The following is a 2,844-nucleotide window of genomic DNA, read 5'->3' as shown; positions in this document are numbered from 1 at the left end:
ATTCTGGTTGATCCATTTATGGGTTACCGTAACCACGGCCTTTTCTCTTCGGAGTTCTCGCAGGCGTACTCCCGTCCACCATGCCGCGGGAAGCTTAAAGAAAAGGAAGGTGTTGAACTTACTTACGGAGGTGGCCATATTAAAGGTATTAAGCCTCAAAAATACCATAATTCCATGAATTCAATAATGTTAATTTTATGTTAATATTTAGTACTATGTTTTGCATAATACCTTCTTTTAGATATATATTTGCATAAGAAACTAATATGCCATGACAGAATCATTGACCAAACACGAAAGAAATCTGGCGGCAGCGATCCATGCTTCTACCCTTAGCAGGTTCTTTATCCCTTTTGGAAACTTCCTGCTTCCGCTGGTACTCTGGCTTGCCAACCGAAAGGAAAATGCCTTTGTGGACCACAACGGGAAACAGGCCCTGAACTTCCAGATCAGCCTGTTGCTGTACTCGGTAATCCTGGGAATAATTGCCGTACCCTTCTTACTGGGGTTCCTGCCCAACATCTTCGAAGGCGGTATCCTGAACATTCGGGACTTCAATGAATTTAACGGGATCAGTTTCCATTTTGACAACGACCATTGGAACTGGGGACGGTTTATCTGGCCAGCCGGCTTTGCGGGCCTCGCCCAGTTAAGCCTGTTTGTAGTGAATATCATCTACACCATCCTGGCTACCATACGAACCAACGAGGGGCAGGTATTCAAATACCCCATCACTATAAGTTTTATCAAATAGAAATATTGTTACCATCATCAATCAAAATCAAATCAAATGGAGTTTAATCATCAATCAAAACACAGAAAGAAAAACGAACAGTTAATCTAACAGAATTATGAGATCATGAACATAGAAAACACAAAAGCACAAATGCGCAAAGGGGTTCTGGAATACTGCATCCTGTCTATCCTCGACGGAGAAGACAAGTATGCCTCTGAGATTCTGGGCGCCCTTAAAGACGCTAAAATGCTTGTAGTTGAGGGTACCATATACCCCCTGCTGACAAGGTTAAAGAATGCAGGCTTACTCAATTACCGCTGGGAGGAGTCCACATCAGGCCCCCCGAGGAAATATTACGGACTCACGGAGACCGGGAAAGTCTTCCTGAAGGAACTCAACACTACCTGGGACGAACTTCGAAATGCCGTGAATTTGGTAACCAATGCTAAAAAAGTCTAACAATGAACAAAACAGTAAACATAAATCTAGCAAATATGCTTTTTCATGTTGATGAGAAGGCATTCAATAAACTACAGCGGTACCTGGAGGCGATCAAACGCTCCTTTGCGGGAACCGCAGGCAGCGATGAGATCATTGCCGATATAGAAGCCCGGATTGCCGAGCTCTTCCATGAAAAAATGGAAAATGAGCGACAAGTAATCACTATGAAAGAAGTGGATGAGGTGATCCAGATCATGGGTCAGCCCGAAGACTACATGGTAGACGAGGACATCTTTGAAGATGCCCCAAAGAGCAGCACTGCCGCAAGCGGTAAAATCAAAAAGCTCTACCGGGACATTGACAATAAATATATCGGGGGGGTTTGTGCCGGATTGGAGCACTACCTGGGCTTTGATGCCTTATGGATCCGTATTATCTTCATAATACTGGCCCTGTTTACCGGATTCGGCTTTATCGCCTATATCCTGCTGTGGATCCTTGTTCCTGAAGCGGCCTCAACAGCACAAAAACTGGATATGCGGGGGGAGCCCGTGAATATCAGCAATATTGAGCGCAAGGTAAAAGAAGGCTTTGATGATGTAGCCGAACGCGTAAAGAGCGTGGACTACGAAGAAGTAGGCAACCAAGTAAAACGCGGTGGCAAGTCTTTTTTTGATACCCTGGGCGAGATCATCATGTTCTTCTTTAAGGTCATCGGGAAATTCATAGGTATCCTGTTGATCATTATCGGAGCCACAACCCTGATCGGTCTCTTTATCGGCTTGTTCTCTGTTGGTATTCTCGATATTATCCATATCCCGGGGGTGGATTTTTACGAAATGGTGAACTATACGGATGCCCCTGTATGGCTGGTATCCTTACTCACCTTCTTCGCAGTGGGCATCCCATTCTTCTTCCTGCTGTACCTGGGACTGAAGATCCTGGTGAACAACCTGAAATCTATTGGGAACATCGCCAAGTTTTCGTTATTGGGACTTTGGTTACTGTCCATTATCGGCATCATGGTGCTCGGTATCAAACAGGCGGCCGCCCATGCGTACACGGGGAGCACCACAGTAAAGGAAGAGCTGGTCTTTACGGATAACCGCGACACCCTGCAGATTCGGATGATGGACGATTCCGACCTGTACGAAGGACGCGATTCCTATGGCTTCCGAGGTTTGTTCCTTACCCAAAATGAATCCGGGGAACCCATTTTGTATTCAGACAATATCCGTTTCGACCTCAGGAAATCTGAGGACAGCCTATCCAGGATCCGCGTCCGAAAAGATGCCAATGGCAGTTCCTTCAACGACGCAAGGGAACGTGCATCAAACATCGCCTATGGCTATGTAACTGAGGGGAATACCCTCCTGCTGGACAACTACCTGACCACCGACGCAGACAACAAAATGCGCGACCAGGAAGTACGGGTAAATGTCTACCTGCCGGAAGGGACTATTATCCAGTTCGACGAGAATACCAAACGGCATTTGGGTCGGACTACACGTTATGACCAGGACTTGTATCGCAGCGATATCGTTGACTACACCTGGATCATGCAGGACAACGGGGAACTGAAGTGCCTTGACTGTCCTGAAGGGCTTGGAAAAGGTTCCTGGGAGGAGGATGAAGGCCGGATCATTATTAACGAAGACGGTCTGGAT

Annotated in this window: 3 protein-coding genes; all 3 read left to right on the top strand. The window is 46.3% G+C overall.

Features of this window, described 5'->3' with window-relative positions:
* Positions 1-271 precede the first annotated feature (271 nt).
* Complete coding sequence (locus AC4E7D_RS13585) at positions 272-754, top strand: DUF4870 domain-containing protein (RefSeq protein WP_490174321.1); 483 nt, start codon at positions 272-274, stop codon at positions 752-754.
* Between the two features lie 105 nt (positions 755-859).
* Positions 860-1,195 carry a PadR family transcriptional regulator gene (locus AC4E7D_RS13580; RefSeq protein ID WP_490174320.1) on the top strand — a complete coding sequence of 112 codons (336 nt, stop codon included), beginning with the start codon at positions 860-862 and terminating at the stop codon, positions 1,193-1,195.
* Between the two features lie 35 nt (positions 1,196-1,230).
* The coding region (locus AC4E7D_RS13575; protein ID WP_490174319.1) for a PspC domain-containing protein at positions 1,231-2,844 on the top strand (1,614 nt) is incomplete at its 3' end.

This window comes from Lentiprolixibacter sp., assembly GCF_982873095.1.
This window is presented reverse-complemented; position numbering and strand designations above follow the sequence as displayed.